Annotated in this window: 26 protein-coding genes and 1 tRNA gene; all 27 read left to right on the top strand. The window is 39.7% G+C overall.

Going from position 1 to position 13109, the window contains the following annotated elements; genetic code table 11:
* Positions 1-201: 201 nt before the first annotated feature.
* The 27 genes from A4A70_RS00785 to rpsD all read left to right on the top strand — a co-directional run bounded on the left by A4A70_RS00785 (position 202) and on the right by rpsD (position 13092).
* Positions 202-274, top strand: a tRNA-Thr gene (locus tag A4A70_RS00785).
* Between the two features lie 411 nt (positions 275-685).
* The gene (gene rpsJ / locus A4A70_RS00780; RefSeq protein ID WP_009639175.1) at positions 686-997 is read left to right on the top strand and encodes a 30S ribosomal protein S10; all 312 of its coding nucleotides are present in this window, start codon (positions 686-688) and stop codon (positions 995-997) included.
* Between the two features lie 60 nt (positions 998-1057).
* Complete coding sequence (rplC, locus tag A4A70_RS00775) at positions 1058-1696, top strand: 50S ribosomal protein L3 (RefSeq protein ID WP_067567596.1); 639 nt, start codon at positions 1058-1060, stop codon at positions 1694-1696.
* A gap of 16 nt (positions 1697-1712) precedes the next feature.
* Entirely contained in the window at positions 1713-2321 is a 609-nt protein-coding gene (rplD, locus tag A4A70_RS00770) for a 50S ribosomal protein L4 (protein WP_067567594.1), read from the top strand.
* Positions 2318-2620: a 50S ribosomal protein L23 gene (rplW, locus tag A4A70_RS00765; RefSeq protein ID WP_067567592.1), complete on the top strand. Its 303-nt coding sequence runs from the start codon at positions 2318-2320 to the stop codon at positions 2618-2620. The genes rplD and rplW overlap by 4 nt, the downstream gene beginning before the upstream one ends.
* 17 nt (positions 2621-2637) lie before the next feature.
* Positions 2638-3462, top strand: a complete 825-nt coding sequence (gene rplB, locus A4A70_RS00760; RefSeq protein ID WP_067567589.1) for a 50S ribosomal protein L2 — start codon at positions 2638-2640, stop codon at positions 3460-3462.
* Between the two features lie 20 nt (positions 3463-3482).
* Positions 3483-3773, top strand: coding sequence for a 30S ribosomal protein S19 (gene rpsS / locus A4A70_RS00755; RefSeq protein WP_067567586.1), 291 nt, complete (start codon positions 3483-3485; stop codon positions 3771-3773).
* Positions 3774-3779: 6 nt separating this feature from the next.
* Positions 3780-4112 (top strand): 50S ribosomal protein L22, encoded by a 333-nt coding sequence (gene rplV / locus A4A70_RS00750; RefSeq protein WP_067567583.1) that lies wholly within the window; start codon positions 3780-3782, stop codon positions 4110-4112.
* Between the two features lie 17 nt (positions 4113-4129).
* Positions 4130-4828 carry a 30S ribosomal protein S3 gene (gene rpsC / locus A4A70_RS00745; protein WP_067567580.1) on the top strand — a complete coding sequence of 233 codons (699 nt, stop codon included), beginning with the start codon at positions 4130-4132 and terminating at the stop codon, positions 4826-4828.
* Between the two features lie 12 nt (positions 4829-4840).
* Positions 4841-5251, top strand: a complete 411-nt coding sequence (rplP, locus tag A4A70_RS00740) for a 50S ribosomal protein L16 (protein WP_067567577.1) — start codon at positions 4841-4843, stop codon at positions 5249-5251.
* Positions 5251-5442 carry a 50S ribosomal protein L29 gene (gene rpmC / locus A4A70_RS00735; RefSeq protein WP_067567574.1) on the top strand — a complete coding sequence of 64 codons (192 nt, stop codon included), beginning with the start codon at positions 5251-5253 and terminating at the stop codon, positions 5440-5442. The genes rplP and rpmC overlap by 1 nt, the downstream gene beginning before the upstream one ends.
* Positions 5442-5702 (top strand): 30S ribosomal protein S17, encoded by a 261-nt coding sequence (gene rpsQ / locus A4A70_RS00730; RefSeq protein WP_067567571.1) that lies wholly within the window; start codon positions 5442-5444, stop codon positions 5700-5702. Before rpmC ends, rpsQ begins: the two co-directional genes overlap by 1 nt.
* A 246-nt stretch (positions 5703-5948) precedes the next feature.
* Positions 5949-6317, top strand: a complete 369-nt coding sequence (rplN, locus tag A4A70_RS00725; RefSeq protein WP_067567568.1) for a 50S ribosomal protein L14 — start codon at positions 5949-5951, stop codon at positions 6315-6317.
* A gap of 14 nt (positions 6318-6331) precedes the next feature.
* A complete protein-coding gene (gene rplX, locus A4A70_RS00720) occupies positions 6332-6646 on the top strand; it encodes a 50S ribosomal protein L24 (RefSeq protein ID WP_067567565.1) in 315 nt (104 codons plus the stop codon).
* A 14-nt stretch (positions 6647-6660) separates the two neighbouring features.
* On the top strand, positions 6661-7200 hold the full coding sequence (gene rplE, locus A4A70_RS00715; RefSeq protein ID WP_067568253.1) for a 50S ribosomal protein L5: 540 nt from the start codon (positions 6661-6663) through the stop codon (positions 7198-7200).
* Between the two features lie 7 nt (positions 7201-7207).
* Positions 7208-7513 (top strand): 30S ribosomal protein S14, encoded by a 306-nt coding sequence (gene rpsN / locus A4A70_RS00710; protein WP_067567562.1) that lies wholly within the window; start codon positions 7208-7210, stop codon positions 7511-7513.
* Between the two features lie 50 nt (positions 7514-7563).
* Positions 7564-7956 carry a 30S ribosomal protein S8 gene (gene rpsH / locus A4A70_RS00705; RefSeq protein WP_067567560.1) on the top strand — a complete coding sequence of 131 codons (393 nt, stop codon included), beginning with the start codon at positions 7564-7566 and terminating at the stop codon, positions 7954-7956.
* 13 nt (positions 7957-7969) lie between these two features.
* Positions 7970-8503, top strand: a complete 534-nt coding sequence (rplF, locus tag A4A70_RS00700; RefSeq protein ID WP_067567558.1) for a 50S ribosomal protein L6 — start codon at positions 7970-7972, stop codon at positions 8501-8503.
* 5 nt (positions 8504-8508) lie between these two features.
* Positions 8509-8862: a 50S ribosomal protein L18 gene (rplR, locus tag A4A70_RS00695; protein WP_067567555.1), complete on the top strand. Its 354-nt coding sequence runs from the start codon at positions 8509-8511 to the stop codon at positions 8860-8862.
* 28 nt (positions 8863-8890) lie between these two features.
* Positions 8891-9391 (top strand): 30S ribosomal protein S5, encoded by a 501-nt coding sequence (gene rpsE, locus A4A70_RS00690; RefSeq protein ID WP_067567552.1) that lies wholly within the window; start codon positions 8891-8893, stop codon positions 9389-9391.
* Positions 9392-9401: 10 nt separating this feature from the next.
* Positions 9402-9581, top strand: a complete 180-nt coding sequence (gene rpmD, locus A4A70_RS00685) for a 50S ribosomal protein L30 (protein ID WP_067567549.1) — start codon at positions 9402-9404, stop codon at positions 9579-9581.
* Between the two features lie 5 nt (positions 9582-9586).
* Complete coding sequence (gene rplO / locus A4A70_RS00680; RefSeq protein ID WP_067567546.1) at positions 9587-10021, top strand: 50S ribosomal protein L15; 435 nt, start codon at positions 9587-9589, stop codon at positions 10019-10021.
* A gap of 9 nt (positions 10022-10030) precedes the next feature.
* Positions 10031-11362, top strand: a complete 1332-nt coding sequence (gene secY, locus A4A70_RS00675; RefSeq protein WP_067567543.1) for a preprotein translocase subunit SecY — start codon at positions 10031-10033, stop codon at positions 11360-11362.
* 30 nt (positions 11363-11392) lie between these two features.
* On the top strand, positions 11393-11509 hold the full coding sequence (gene rpmJ / locus A4A70_RS02855; RefSeq protein ID WP_082798867.1) for a 50S ribosomal protein L36: 117 nt from the start codon (positions 11393-11395) through the stop codon (positions 11507-11509).
* A 161-nt stretch (positions 11510-11670) separates the two neighbouring features.
* Positions 11671-12027 carry a 30S ribosomal protein S13 gene (rpsM, locus tag A4A70_RS00670; RefSeq protein ID WP_067567540.1) on the top strand — a complete coding sequence of 119 codons (357 nt, stop codon included), beginning with the start codon at positions 11671-11673 and terminating at the stop codon, positions 12025-12027.
* Between the two features lie 16 nt (positions 12028-12043).
* A complete protein-coding gene (gene rpsK / locus A4A70_RS00665) occupies positions 12044-12433 on the top strand; it encodes a 30S ribosomal protein S11 (RefSeq protein ID WP_067567538.1) in 390 nt (129 codons plus the stop codon).
* Positions 12434-12465: 32 nt separating this feature from the next.
* Positions 12466-13092 carry a 30S ribosomal protein S4 gene (gene rpsD / locus A4A70_RS00660; protein ID WP_067567534.1) on the top strand — a complete coding sequence of 209 codons (627 nt, stop codon included), beginning with the start codon at positions 12466-12468 and terminating at the stop codon, positions 13090-13092.
* Positions 13093-13109 lie beyond the last annotated feature (17 nt).

Below are 13109 nucleotides of genomic sequence, written 5' to 3'. Positions count from 1 at the left end.
CTTATTAAGTTCAGTATTAAAATAATAAAAATATAACTAATTTTACTTATTGTCTTTTATTTTTAAAAGATTTATTTATATAATTTTAATTACATATATTATATGTATTCATTATATTTTAATATTTGTATGCTTATTTAAATTTTTATACATAAATTATTTTGATATATTTGTGTAATTAATATACACAACATTTATTGTGCCGGTATAGCTCAGTTGGTAGAGCAGCGCATTCGTAATGCGAAGGTCGTAGGTTCAAATCCTATTATCGGCATCAGTTATATATTTAATTGTTGATATAATATAAATAATTAAATATATATTTACTTCAGTTTATACTTAAAAACCTCTCTTTTCTCTTATAGAAAAGAGAGGTGCTCTCTTCGTAGTAAGAATTTAAGTTACGACTATAAATATAGTAATAAGCTACACCTGCCGGAATTTCCCAGCAAGCGCTTGCTTCTTATCCTAAAAAGTGTATCATAAGCTGAACTTGTATTGTAGTCATTCAGTTAATGAACTGTATAAATTAAAGCTGTAAACTGAGTCCATACTATTTTACAAGCAATACAATTACTGAGATAAATAATATTTCAATATAATATATTAAACAACTAAACTACCCTTAAAAAGGTAGTGATTAGTGTTGTTTTTTTTCCGTTAAAATAATTGGAGTTCTGGTCGCATGCAGAACCAAAGAATCCGTATCCGTTTGAAAGCATTTGATCATCGTCTGATAGATCAATCAACTGCAGAAATCGTAGAAACTGCCAAGCGTACAGGTGCACAGGTACGTGGTCCGATCCCGTTACCAACCCGTAAAGAGCGTTTTACCATTCTGATTTCTCCACACGTCAACAAAGACGCACGTGATCAGTATGAAATCCGCACTCATAAACGTCTGGTAGATATAGTTGAACCAACCGAAAAAACTGTTGATGCTTTAATGCGTCTGGATCTAGCTGCTGGTGTAGATGTGCAGATCAGCCTAGGTTAATTATTAAGATCTTAGATCAGATTGTAAGAGCATTAAAAGATTGAGGTATGAAATATAATAATGAAGGTTTTAAAGGGTTTAATTGGAAGGAAAGTGGGCATGACTCGTATCTTCACCGAAGATGGTGTTTCTATCCCCGTCACTATTATAGAAATAGAAGCAAACCGTGTGACCCAGATTAAAACTCTGAAAAAAGAGAAATACCAAGCGATCCAAGTTACCACGGGTACTAAAAAAGCTAACTGCGTGAATAAATCACAAGCCGGGCATTTTGCTAAGTCGCGTGTTGAGGCAGGACGGGGTCTATGGGAATTACGTATTAAAGATAGCAACGAATTTAATGTTGGCCAAAGTATTACCGTAGAACTATTTACTGATGTTAAAAAAGTTGACATTACGGGTACATCTAAAGGTAAAGGATTTTCAGGGACAGTAAAACGTTGGCACTTTCGTACACAGGATGCTACCCATGGCAACTCACTATCTCACCGTGTACCAGGTTCTATAGGTCAGAACCAGACTCCTGGCAAGGTATTTAAAGGCAAAAAAATGGCAGGCCAACTTGGCAATAGACGCGTAACCGTTCAGAACTTAGAGGTGGTACGTGTTGACGTAGAACGCAACCTGCTCCTGGTGAAAGGTGCGGTCTCGGGAACAACTGGTAGCGACTTAATCATTAAGTCGGCCATTAAAGAATAACGTCAAGGAGATAGTAATGGAATTGGGATTAAAAGATGCGCAAAAATCGCTGACTGTCTCCCAAGCTACCTTTGGGCATAAATTCAATGAAGCGCTGGTACACCAGGTTTTTATAGCTTACTCAGCTAGTTTGCGTCAGGGCACTCGTGCTCAGAAGACGCGGGCCGAAGTAGCTGGCTCAAATAAAAAACCCTGGCGTCAGAAGGGTACCGGACGTGCACGTTCCGGTAGTATCAAAAGTCCGATTTGGCGTTCTGGTGGTGTAACTTTCGCTGCTAAGCCACAGGATTATAATCAAAAAGTAAATAAGAAGATGTACCGAGGGGCGTTAAAAAGTATATTATCTGAACTAATACGTCAAAATCGTTTAATAGTTTTTGAACAGTTTTCTATTGAAGCGCCGAAAACCAAGTTACTAGCACATAAACTTAAAGTTATGGCTTTAACAGAAGATGTGCTTATTATTACTAATAAAATGAATAAAAACCTATTTTTAGCTGCAAAAAACCTTCATAAAGTAGACGTACTTGATGTACAAAACATCGATCCAGTTAGCCTGATTATTTTTGATAAAGTTGTTATTACGGCTGATGCTATTAGCAAAATTGAGGAGAAGCTGGCATGATTCATGAAGAACGTCTACTAATAGTACTACGCACACCACATATTTCTGAAAAAACATCTACATTAATGGAAAAAAATAATACCATAGCTTTTAAAGTAGCTAAAGATGCAACTAAAGCAGAAATTAAAGCTGCTGTACATAAAATGTTTAAAATAGAAGTCAATAACGTGTGGACACTAGTTGTCAAAGGTAAGATTAAACGTCACGGACAGCATATCGGTCGTCGTAGCGACTGGAAAAAAGCTTACGTCAATTTAAAAAAAGGCCAACAATTGGACTTCATCGGCGGTGCCGAGTAAGTTGAAGGAGTATAATAATGGCAATTGTTAAATGTAATCCGACGTCTCCGGGTCGCCGACACGTTGTTAAAATCTTTAATCCTGATCTTTATAAAGGTAAACCCTATGTACCGTTACTAAAACCTCTTAGTAAATCAGGTGGCCGTAATAATAATGGCAGTATTACTACAAGACATATTGGTGGCGGTCATAAGCAACACTATCGTCAGATCGACTTTAAACGCAATAAAGATGGTATTCCAGCAAGGGTAGAACGTCTTGAATATGATCCTAATCGTTCTGCTAATATTGCTTTGGTCTTATATAAAGATGGTGAACGTCGTTATATTCTGGCACCAAAAGGCTTGAAAGCCGGTGATTTGATCCAATCAGGCGTCGATGCAACAATCAAAATAGGCAATACATTACCTATGCGTAATATTCCGGTTGGTTCAACTGTACATAATGTAGAAATGAAACCAGGTAAAGGTGGTCAGTTAGCGCGTTCTGCCGGTTCTTATGTTCAGATAGTAGCTCGTGACGGTGCGTATGTTACAATGCGTCTACGTTCTAGTGAAATACGTAAAATTCATGCTGAGTGCCGCGCTACGTTAGGAGAAGTAGGTAATACTGAACACATGCTGCGTGTATTAGGTAAAGCAGGGGCAAAACGTTGGCGTGGTATTCGTCCGACAGTTCGGGGGACAGCGATGAACCCGGTAGACCATCCACACGGTGGTGGTGAAGGTCGTAACTTTGGTAAACACCCTGTATCCCCGCAGGGGATACAAACTAAAGGTAAGAAGACCCGTAGTAATAAGCGTACCGATAAGTTCATTATACACCACCGTAGTAAAAAATAATATTAGAGGATAAGTAAGCCATGCCACGTTCTATCAAGAAAGGTCCATTTATTGACCTGCACTTGCTAAAAAAGGTGGAAAAAGCGGTGGAAAGCGGTGACAAAAAGCCTATTCGCACTTGGTCCCGTCGTTCAACTATTTTTCCAACAATGATAGGGCTAACTATCGCTATCCATAATGGACGTCAGCACGTACCTGTTTTTGTTGCCGATGAAATGGTTGGTCATAAACTAGGTGAATTCGCGCCAACACGTACTTATCGCGGCCATACAGCTGATAAGAAAGTCAAAAAAGTGCTAAGGAATAAATAGGAGAAGATGGAAACTATCGCTAAACATTTGTATGCTCGTTCTTCTGCTCAAAAGGTACGCCTTGTTGCTGACCTTATTCGCGGTAAGAAAGTATCGCAAGCTCTAGAAATCTTAATTTATACTAAAAAGAAAGCTTCTAATCTAGTCAAGAAAGTACTTGAGTCTGCCATTGCGAACGCTGAACACAACGATGGCGCAGATATCGATAATCTTAAAGTTACAAAAATTTTTGTGGACTCTGGACCAAGCATGAAGCGTATTAATCCGCGTGCTAAAGGTCGTGCAGATCGTATCCTGAAGCGTACTAGCCATATTACTGTGATTGTGTCTGATTGCTGAGACAATGGAGACTAGCAATGGGTCAAAAAGTACATCCTAATGGGATGCGCCTGGGTATTGTCAAACCCTGGAACTCTACCTGGTATGCGAATACGAAAGAATTCGCTGATAACTTGGATAGCGACTTTAAAGTTCGTCAGTTCCTAACTAAGGAATTATCGAATGCTGCAATTTCCCGCGTTGTTATCGAACGTCCAGCCAAGAGTATTCGTGTGACCATTTACACTGCACGTCCGGGCATTGTAATAGGCAAAAAAGGCGAAGATGTCGAAAAACTGCGTAAGGTAATAGCTAATCTTACTGGCGTACCAGCACAGATTAATATCTCTGAAGTTCGTAAGCCTGAATTAGACGCTAAACTAGTTGCTGACAGCATCTCTTCGCAACTAGAACGTCGTGTGATGTTCCGTCGTGCGATGAAACGTGCTGTGCAGAATGCCATGCGGATTGGCGCTAAAGGGATTAAAGTTGAAGTGTGCGGACGTCTGGGCGGCGCTGAAATTGCGCGTACTGAATGGTACCGTGAAGGTCGCGTTCCATTACATACATTACGTGCAGATATCGACTATAACATCGCTGAAGCTCACACTACGTATGGTGTTATAGGAATAAAAGTATGGATCTTCAAAGGTGAGATTTTTGGTGGTGTAGCTATTATTGAACAATCGGAACAGAATATGCAAACTAAAAAGCAGCAGCGTAAAAGCCGCAAGTAAGGAGAATCGCTGATGTTACAACCAAAGCGTACAAAATTCCGTAAAATGCACAAAGGCCGTAATCGTGGCCTAGCAGCAGGGACGGATATTAGCTTCGGTACTTTCGGTCTCAAAGCTGTCGGCCGCGGTCGCTTGACCACTCGTCAAATTGAAGCGGCACGTCGGGCAATGACACGTGCAGTTAAGCGTCAAGGTAATATATGGATCCGTATTTTTCCAGACAAACCGATAACAGAAAAACCGCTAGAAGTTAGAATGGGTAAAGGTAAAGGTAATGTGGAGTATTGGGTTGCCTTGATCCAGCCGGGGAAAGTGCTGTACGAAATTGATGGCGTTTCGGAAGAGCTAGCCCGTGAAGCTTTTAAGCTAGCAGCAGCAAAACTGCCAATTAAAACCACTTTTGTAATTAAGACGGTGATGTAATGAAAGCACAAGATCTGCGTGAATATAACACTGAAAAGCTGAACACTGAGCTACTTAACCTACTACGAGAGCAATTTAATCTTCGTATGCGGACGTCCAGTGGACAGCTACAGCAGACCCACCTGTTAAAAAAGGTGCGTCGTAATATTGCACGTGTGAAGACATTATTGACGGAGAAGGCGGGTATATAATGAATGATAAAAACCATACCCTGCAAGGTCGTGTAGTTAGTAACAAAATGGCAAAATCCATTGTTGTAGCTATTGAACGTTTCGTAAAGCATCCAATTTATGGAAAATTTATTAAACGTACTACTAAACTCCATGTACATGACGAGAACAATGAAAGCAATATCGGTGATATAGTTGAAATCAGTGAATGCCGTCCAATTTCTAAGACTAAGTCCTGGACGCTGATCCGAGTTTTAGCTGATCCGAGTTTTAATAGATAAAACTGTTCTCTAATAGAGCAGAGTAAGCTTTCTTTCATAAGCAATATATATATGAAATAAGAATGTAGTGTTCGTTACCTTAACTTTTCTGTCATTAGTTTTAAGAGTAGCTCTTTTATTTTAAAGACTGTTAATTCTTAACAGTCTATGTCATTTTTTTTATAAGTTATTTAGCTTAAAGTAAAATTATATATATTTTTTTTGGTTTAGTTAGTAGTAATTAAAATTATCAGGAGTAGTAGCAACATGATCCAAGAGCAGACTATACTGTCTGTGGCAGACAATTCCGGTGCACGTAGAGTGATGTGTATCAAGGTTCTAGGTGGCTCAAAACGTCGCTATGCAGGCGTTGGTGATATTATCAAAATTACAATCAAGGAAGCGGTTTCTCGTAGCAAAGTAAAAAAAGGTGATGTTCTGAAAGCAGTAGTCGTACGTACTAAAAAGGGTGTACGTCGCCTTGATGGTTCTGTCATTCGCTTTGATAATAATGCTTGTGTTGTATTAAATAATAATGATCAACCTATCGGTACGCGCATTTTTGGGCCGGTAACTCGTGAACTACGTACAGAAAAGTTTATGAAGATCATTTCATTAGCACCTGAAGTTCTTTGACGTAGGAGCGAATTGTGGCAGCTAAAATCTATCGTGATGACGAAGTGATCATAATAGCCGGTAAAGATAAAGGTAAGCTCAGTAAAATAAAAAAGGTTCTACCTAACGGTAAGGCTATTGTTGAAGGTATCAATTTAGTTAAAAAACATCAAAAACCAGTACCTTCTATTAACCAGCCAGGCGGTATTCTTGAGAAAGAAGCAGCAATAGATCTTTCTAATCTAGCTATTTTTAATGCAGAAACTGGAAAAGCTGATCGTGTGGGTTTTAAGATTATAAACGGCAAAAAAGTACGTTTTTTTAAATCTAATGGTAAAAGTATTAAGTGATTTGGAGTAGTAAGATAGTGAAACTGCATGATTATTATAAAGACAAAGTCGTTTTTAACCTAATGAAAAAGTTCGACTACCATTCTGTCATGCAAGTACCTCGATTCGAGAAGATTACACTTAATATGGGGGTAGGTGAGGCAATCAACGATAAAAAGCTACTGGATAACGCCGTGTCTGATTTGACAGTAATTTCAGGTCAAAAGCCGCTTATCACTAAAGCACGCAAATCTATTGCTGGCTTTAAAATTCGTCAGGGCTATCCTATTGGTTGTAAAGTAACTATACGTGGCAAACGCATGTGGGAATTCTTTGACCGACTAATTTCCATTGCTGTACCGCGTATACGCGATTTCCGTGGCCTGTCTTCTAAGTCTTTCGATGGTCGTGGTAACTACAGCATAGGGGTACGTGAACAAATAATATTTCCAGAAATTGACTATGATAAAATAGATCGTGTTCGTGGATTAAATATTACCATCACTACCACTGCTAAATCAGATGATGAGGGACGTGCACTATTAACTGCCTTGAATTTTCCATTTCGTAAGTAGATAAACGATGACTAAAAAATCCATAAAAGCACGTGAAGTAAAACGTATGAAATTAGTTGATAAATTCAGCATAAAACGTAATGAACTTAAAGTTATCATATCTAACGTTAATGCTTCTAACGAAGATCGTTGGGCTGGGGTTCTCAAGTTACAGACTCTGCCGCGTGACTCTAGTCCTTCTCGGCAGCGTAACCGCTGCCGTAAAACAGGTCGGCCGCACGCTTTTCTAAGAAAATTCGGGTTAAGCCGTATTAAAGTCCGTGAAGCTGCCATGCGCGGTGAAATACCTGGCCTAAGAAAGGCCAGCTGGTAAAAGTTAGCACTAATTAAATTTTGAAAATACTCGCGGGAGTAATTAGATATATGAGCATGCAAGATCCAATCGCAGACATGCTGACCCATATACGTAACGGTCAAGCAGCAAAAAAAAATATAGTATCTATGCCTTCTTCAAAACTGAAAGCAAAACTTGCTAAGTTATTGCAAGAAGAAGGCTTTATTAAAAATTATAAAATTGAAGGAAATACTAAACCTATACTGGCAGTAGTACTGAAATACTTTCATGGTAAACCGGTAGTAGAAACTATTAAGCGTATCAGCTGCCCTGGTCTGCGTATCTATAAGAAAAAAGATGCATTGCCAAAAGTAATAGCCGGCATGGGTATAGCAGTTATTTCTACCTCTAAAGGTATCATGACTGATCGTGCGGCTCGCCAAGCTGGTCTTGGTGGTGAGATTATCTGCTACGTAGCATAATTGAGAGGACAGAATGTCTCGTGTTGCTAAAGTACCTATTGCTATTTCTGTTGGTATAGATGTAAAAATCAACGGTCAGATTATTTCGATTAAGGGTAAAAAAGGTGAATTAACTCGTACTATCCACGAAGCTGTTGACGTTCAGCATATTAATAATAAATTGATCTTTACTCCGCGCGAAGGGCATGCTAACGGTTGGTTACTTGCAGGTACCACGCGATCCCTGTTGAATAGTATGTTGATTGGTGTAACCAACGGATTTACTAAAAAATTATCTCTAGTAGGTGTAGGTTATCGCGCTACAATAAAAAATAATGTGGTAAATTTATCTCTCGGTTTTTCTCACTCTATTGACCATAAACTACCGGCAGGGGTCACCGCAGAATGCTTTAACCAAACTGAAATAGTGCTTAAAGGATCTGATAAACAGTTGGTTGGCCAGGTTGCTGCAGATTTACGTGCCTACCGTCGTCCTAACCCTTACAAAGGTAAGGGTATTCGTTACGCTGATGAAGTTGTGTATACTAAAGAGGCTAAGAAGAAGTAAAATTTATGGATAAAAAAACAGCTCGTATTCGTCGAGCAACCCGCACAAGACGTAAGCTTAGGGAATTAGGTGCAACCCGATTGGTAGTACATCGTACCTTACATCATATTTACTCACAGGTTATTGCACCAAACGGTTCTGAAGTTTTAGTAACCGCGTCTACTTTAGAAAAGGCCATCGCTGATCAATTAAAGGGTACTGGTAATAAAGAAGCTGCTGTCGCTGTTGGTAAAACTATCGCAGAACGCGCGTTGCAAAAAGGCATTAAAGATGTATCTTTTGACCGTTCTGGGTTTCAATATCATGGTCGAGTTCAGGCACTAGCAGATGCTGCCCGTAAAGCTGGACTTCAGTTCTAACCGTTTAGTTCTAAATTAAAGGTAGAAGATGGGATACATCGAAAAACAAACTGGAGAACTGCAAGAAAAGTTGATTGCAGTGAACCGCGTATCTAAGACCGTAAAAGGTGGCCGTATTTTCAGTTTTACCGCACTAGCAGTTGTTGGTAATGGTAGTGGTCGCGTTGGTTTTGGTTACGGAAAAGCACGAGAAGTTCCAGCTGCAATACAGAAAGCGATGGAAAAAGCACGTCGCAACATGATTACTATAGTCCTGAATAGTAGCACCCTGCAGCACCCGGTAAAAGGTGAGCACACCGGTTCCCGCGTGTTCATGCAACCAGCTTCAGAAGGTACAGGCATTATCGCTGGTGGTGCAATGCGCGCTGTCCTGGAAGTTACAGGAGTTAACAATGTATTAGCAAAAGCTTATGGTTCAACTAATCCTATCAACGTGGTTCGGGCAACTATTGCCGCACTTGTTAATATGAAGTCTCCTGAAATGGTCGCTGCCAAGCGAGGTAAATCTATTAAAGATATTCTTGGGTAAGTAATTGATTATGGCAAAAACTATTAAAATCACTCAGACTCGTAGCTCTATCGGTCGTCTGCCAAAACATAAGGCTACCATAGTTGGCTTGGGACTACGGCATATTGGCCATACCGTAGAGCGTGAAGATACGCCTACCATACGCGGTATGATCAATTTGGTTTCTTACATGATTAAAGTTGAGAGTTAATAGAGATGCGTTTAAATACTATATCTCCGGCACAGGATTCTAAACATACTGCTAAGCGTCCGGGTCGGGGTATTGGTTCTGGTTTAGGTAAAACCAGTGGTCGCGGTCATAAAGGTCAGAAGTCTCGTTCTGGCGGTAGCTTACGTCGTGGATTTGAAGGAGGCCAGATGCCTTTATACCGCCGTCTGCCAAAATTTGGTTTTAAGTCACGCAAATCTATAATAACCGCAGAAGTTCGTCTGTCCGATTTAACTCGTATTAAAGGTACTTTGGTAGATCTAAACATGCTGAAAGCCACTGATATAGTCGGTACCCAAATTAAATTTGTTAAAATTATGTTATCAGGTGAAGTCAATCGCGCACTTACCGTACGTGGCTTGCGTGTAAGTAAAGGCGCGCGTACTGCGATCGAAATGATCGGTGGTAAAGTTGAGGTATAAATAGAGTAGATGGCTAAACAACAGGGATTAAATTTTCAAAGTGCTAAAAACGGACTAGACGAACTGAAACGTAGAATATTTTTTGTAATTTTGGCGCTGATTGTCTTCCGTATCGGATCTTTTATTCCAATTCCTGGGATTGATACTTCTATTTTTGCAAAACTACTCGAACAACAACGAGGTACCATTATTGAAATGTTCAATATGTTCTCTGGTGGTGCTCTCAGCCGTGCTTCTATCTTTGCATTGGGTATTATGCCATATATTTCTGCATCAATTATCATACAGCTGATGACGGTAGTTTATCCTGTGCTGGCAGAAATTAAAAAAGAGGGTGAATCTGGAAGACGTAAAATTAGTCAGTATACCCGTTATAGCACTTTGTTGTTAGCTATATTTCAATCCATAGGTATTGCTACCGGTTTACCGAATATGCCTGGAATGCAAGGCCTAGTGATTAATCTGAGCTTTTTATTTTACTTTATCGCGGTAGTTAGCCTCGTCTGTGGGACGATGTTCCTGATGTGGCTGGGCGAGCAGATTACTGAGCTGGGTATTGGGAACGGTATTTCTATTATTATTTTTACAGGTATTGTAGCTGGATTGCCACCCGCTATTAGTAATACCATAGAGCAAGCTCGACAAGGTGATTTACATGTTTTTCTATTAATATTAGTTGCAGTACTGGTGTTTGCAGTAACATTTTTCGTGGTATTCGTTGAACGTGGTCAGCGTCGTATCATTGTCAACTACGCTCAGCGTCAACAGGGACGTATCATTTACGCAGCTCAGAGTACACATTTGCCGCTTAAAGTGAATATGGCTGGGGTGATCCCGGCAATTTTTGCTTCTAGCATAATTTTGTTTCCAGCTACAATAGCATCCTGGTTCGGGGGTGGTACTGGTTGGGATTGGTTAAAGTTAATTTCGCTTTATTTACAGCCTGGTCAACCACTTTATGTATTATTATATATTACTGCAATTATATTTTTCTGTTTTTTTTATACAGCATTGGTATTTAACCCGCGTGAAACAGCAGATAATCTAAAAAAGTCTGGTGCATTTATCCCTGGCATCCGTCCTGGAGAGCAAACGGCAAAGTACATTGATAAAATTATGACCCGCTTGACTCTCGTTGGAAGCATATACATCACTTTCATCTGCCTTATCCCCGAATTCATGCGTAACGCAATGAAAGTTCCCTTCTATTTTGGTGGTACTTCTTTATTGATCGTTGTTGTAGTTATCATGGACTTTATGGCTCAAGTGCAGACTCTGATAATGTCGAGTCAATACGAGTCAATACTAAAAAAAGCGAACCTAAAAGGTTATAACCGATAATTCAGGAAGTTTGATAAACGGAGAGTAAAAATGAAAGTTCGTACTTCAGTTAAGAGATTATGTCGAAATTGCAAAATCATTAATCGTAACGGTGTCGTCCGCGTCATTTGTAGCGCTGAATCTAAACATAAACAACGCCAAGGCTAATATTAAAAGTATTTTCTTGCAAAGTTAGATTGAGCTAGCTAGATTAACTAGCTGATCTTTGGTAGATCACTATCACATATTTTAAGCATCTTTATAAGCATCTTTAAAAGGAAAAAAATTAGAATGTTGTTGTCGTTCAAACTTCTAGGAGTGCATAGATAGTGGCCCGTATAACAGGCATTAACATTCCTGATCATAAACATACCGTGATTGCATTAACGTCTATTTACGGTATCGGTAAAAGCCGTTCACAGTATATCTGCTCTATTACGGGAATTGCTGAAAACGTTAAGCTCAGTGAGCTGTTGGAAGAGCAAATAGAAAAGCTACGTGATGCAGTCTCCAAATTTGTTGTCGAAGGTGATCTACGCCGTGAGGTAACCCTGAGCATTAAGCGTCTGATAGATCTTGGCACTTATCGTGGTTTACGTCATCGTCGTGGTCTTCCTGTTCGCGGTCAACGTACTAAGACTAATGCACGTACCCGTAAGGGTCCAAGAAAGCCGATAAAGAAATAATTAGGGTAAGTAAATAATGTCTAAAGCACCTAGTCGTGTACATAAGCGTGTCAGAAAACAAGTTTTAGATGGTATAGCTCATATCTATGCATCTTTTAATAACACTATTGTAACTATTACCGATCTTCAGGGTAATGCTTTGGGTTGGGCCACGGCCGGTGATTCTGGTTTCCGTGGTTCTCGTAAGTCTACCCCTTTCGCCGCACAGGTAGCAGCAGAGCGTTGTGCCGAAATCGTAAAAGAATATGGTATTAAAAATCTAGAAGTTATGGTTAAAGGACCTGGTCCTGGCCGTGAGTCTACCATTCGTGCATTAAACGCAGCTGGTTTCCATATAACGAACATTACTGATGTGACTCCGATCCCCCATAACGGTTGTCGTCCACCTAAAAAACGTCGTGTATAACATTAATTAACATTAGGTTAGTTGGAGAAAAAATGGCAAGATATTTGGGCTCTAAACTTAAACTAAGCCGTCGTGAGGGTACGGACCTTTTCCTAAAGTCTGGAATTCGCGCAATCGATTCTAAGCCCAAGTGCAAAATTGAGCAACTGCCAGGTCAACATGGTGCTCGTAAACCACGTTTATCTGATTACGGCGTACAATTGCGAGAAAAACAAAAAGTTCGTCGTATTTACGGTGTGCTAGAACGTCAATTTCGTAACTATTATAAAGAATCAGCACGCCTGAAAGGCAACACCGGTGAAAAACTATTGCAGTTATTGGAAGGTCGTTTAGATAACGTTGTTTATCGCATGGGTTTTGGTGCAACTCGCGCTGAAGCACGTCAATTAGTCAACCATAAGGCTATTATGGTTAACAGCCGTATTGTTAATATAGCTTCTTATCAGGTTATTCCGAATGACGTTATTAGTATCCGTGAAAAAGCGAAAAAGCAAGCTCGTATTTGTGCCTCATTAGAACTTGCTGAACAACGTGAAAAACCAAATTGGCTTGAAATTGACACTTCTAAGAAGAAAGGTTTATTTAAATGTATTCCAGGACGTAGCGATCTTTCTATGAACATTAATGAGCACCTGATCGTCGAGCTTTACTCCAAATAAGGCTCCGTCTCAATCAT

The organism is Candidatus Hoaglandella endobia (genome assembly GCF_900044015.1).
GTDB lineage: Bacteria > Pseudomonadota > Gammaproteobacteria > Enterobacterales > Enterobacteriaceae > Hoaglandella > Hoaglandella endobia.
This window is presented reverse-complemented; position numbering and strand designations above follow the sequence as displayed.

What these genes read in the sequence shown, in the direction of transcription:
- rplV (WP_067567583.1), top strand. Translation starts at nt 3,780, where the DNA reads ATGGAAACTATCGCTAAACATTTGTATGCTCGTTCTTCTGCTCAAAAG.
- secY (WP_067567543.1), top strand. Translation starts at nt 10,031, where the DNA reads ATGGCTAAACAACAGGGATTAAATTTTCAAAGTGCTAAAAACGGACTA.
- rpsE (WP_067567552.1), top strand. Translation starts at nt 8,891, where the DNA reads ATGGGATACATCGAAAAACAAACTGGAGAACTGCAAGAAAAGTTGATT.
- rpsQ (WP_067567571.1), top strand. Translation starts at nt 5,442, where the DNA reads ATGAATGATAAAAACCATACCCTGCAAGGTCGTGTAGTTAGTAACAAA.
- rplN (WP_067567568.1), top strand. Translation starts at nt 5,949, where the DNA reads ATGATCCAAGAGCAGACTATACTGTCTGTGGCAGACAATTCCGGTGCA.
- rpsK (WP_067567538.1), top strand. Translation starts at nt 12,044, where the DNA reads ATGTCTAAAGCACCTAGTCGTGTACATAAGCGTGTCAGAAAACAAGTT.
- rpsS (WP_067567586.1), top strand. Translation starts at nt 3,483, where the DNA reads ATGCCACGTTCTATCAAGAAAGGTCCATTTATTGACCTGCACTTGCTA.
- rplP (WP_067567577.1), top strand. Translation starts at nt 4,841, where the DNA reads ATGTTACAACCAAAGCGTACAAAATTCCGTAAAATGCACAAAGGCCGT.
- rplD (WP_067567594.1), top strand. Translation starts at nt 1,713, where the DNA reads ATGGAATTGGGATTAAAAGATGCGCAAAAATCGCTGACTGTCTCCCAA.
- rplF (WP_067567558.1), top strand. Translation starts at nt 7,970, where the DNA reads ATGTCTCGTGTTGCTAAAGTACCTATTGCTATTTCTGTTGGTATAGAT.
- rpsD (WP_067567534.1), top strand. Translation starts at nt 12,466, where the DNA reads ATGGCAAGATATTTGGGCTCTAAACTTAAACTAAGCCGTCGTGAGGGT.
- rplC (WP_067567596.1), top strand. Translation starts at nt 1,058, where the DNA reads ATGAAGGTTTTAAAGGGTTTAATTGGAAGGAAAGTGGGCATGACTCGT.
- rpsJ (WP_009639175.1), top strand. Translation starts at nt 686, where the DNA reads ATGCAGAACCAAAGAATCCGTATCCGTTTGAAAGCATTTGATCATCGT.
- rpsH (WP_067567560.1), top strand. Translation starts at nt 7,564, where the DNA reads ATGAGCATGCAAGATCCAATCGCAGACATGCTGACCCATATACGTAAC.
- rpsN (WP_067567562.1), top strand. Translation starts at nt 7,208, where the DNA reads ATGACTAAAAAATCCATAAAAGCACGTGAAGTAAAACGTATGAAATTA.
- rplR (WP_067567555.1), top strand. Translation starts at nt 8,509, where the DNA reads ATGGATAAAAAAACAGCTCGTATTCGTCGAGCAACCCGCACAAGACGT.
- rpmJ (WP_082798867.1), top strand. Translation starts at nt 11,393, where the DNA reads ATGAAAGTTCGTACTTCAGTTAAGAGATTATGTCGAAATTGCAAAATC.
- rpsC (WP_067567580.1), top strand. Translation starts at nt 4,130, where the DNA reads ATGGGTCAAAAAGTACATCCTAATGGGATGCGCCTGGGTATTGTCAAA.
- rplB (WP_067567589.1), top strand. Translation starts at nt 2,638, where the DNA reads ATGGCAATTGTTAAATGTAATCCGACGTCTCCGGGTCGCCGACACGTT.
- rpmC (WP_067567574.1), top strand. Translation starts at nt 5,251, where the DNA reads ATGAAAGCACAAGATCTGCGTGAATATAACACTGAAAAGCTGAACACT.
- rplW (WP_067567592.1), top strand. Translation starts at nt 2,318, where the DNA reads ATGATTCATGAAGAACGTCTACTAATAGTACTACGCACACCACATATT.
- rplO (WP_067567546.1), top strand. Translation starts at nt 9,587, where the DNA reads ATGCGTTTAAATACTATATCTCCGGCACAGGATTCTAAACATACTGCT.
- rpmD (WP_067567549.1), top strand. Translation starts at nt 9,402, where the DNA reads ATGGCAAAAACTATTAAAATCACTCAGACTCGTAGCTCTATCGGTCGT.